1 protein-coding gene is annotated in these 696 nt (G+C 51.1%); it reads left to right on the top strand.

Annotated features, from left to right (window positions below; translation table 11 throughout):
• A partial coding sequence (locus tag ACYVRA_RS07915; protein WP_461252192.1) for a phosphohexomutase domain-containing protein occupies positions 1-696 on the top strand: 696 nt, incomplete at both ends.

The following is a 696-nucleotide window of genomic DNA, read 5'->3' as shown; positions in this document are numbered from 1 at the left end:
ACGCTGGTTACGGGCAACCAAATGGGCGTCCTGCTTGCCGATTATATTTTCCTATCCCTTAAAGAATTGGGAAAACTTCCCAAAAACGCCGCGATGGTCAACTCCATTGTTACGACCGGAATGCAAAAAAAAGTCGCCGAGTATTACGGCGGCGAATGTCAGGAGTGCCTTACGGGCTTTAAATGGATTGCCGATGTCATGCGTAAGTGGGAACACGGCGAGCTTGGGGCTAAAACCTATGTCTTTGGCACTGAAGAAAGCTACGGCTACAACGTAGAGACGGAAGTCCGCGACAAGGACGGAGTTTCTGCGGCGGCGTTAACCGCGGAAATGACCCTCTACTGGCGCGGCAAGGGGAAAAGCCTTCTTGACCGCCTTAACGACCTTTATCATATTTGCGGTTATTGGCAGGAATTGGGAATTTCAAAGTACTTCAAAGGACCGGAAGGCCCTTCGATTATGAACGGTATAATGGAAGAATACCGCAAAAACCCGCCAAAGACTCTCGGCGGCATAAATATTGCGAAAGTCCGCGATATTAAAAACGGCGCGGACAATCTTCCGCCAAGCGACGTATTGCAGTTCTTCCTGACGGACGGCACTGTGGTAAGCGCCCGTCCAAGCGGCACCGAGCCTAAAATTAAATTTTACGCGACCTGCTGCGCCGAGGTTGGCAAAGGCGGTCTGGAAGAGGCA

This window comes from Treponema sp. R8-4-B8 (genome assembly GCF_054786175.1).
The sequence above is the reverse complement of the archived record's forward strand: the minus strand, read 5'-3'. Positions and strand labels throughout refer to the sequence as shown.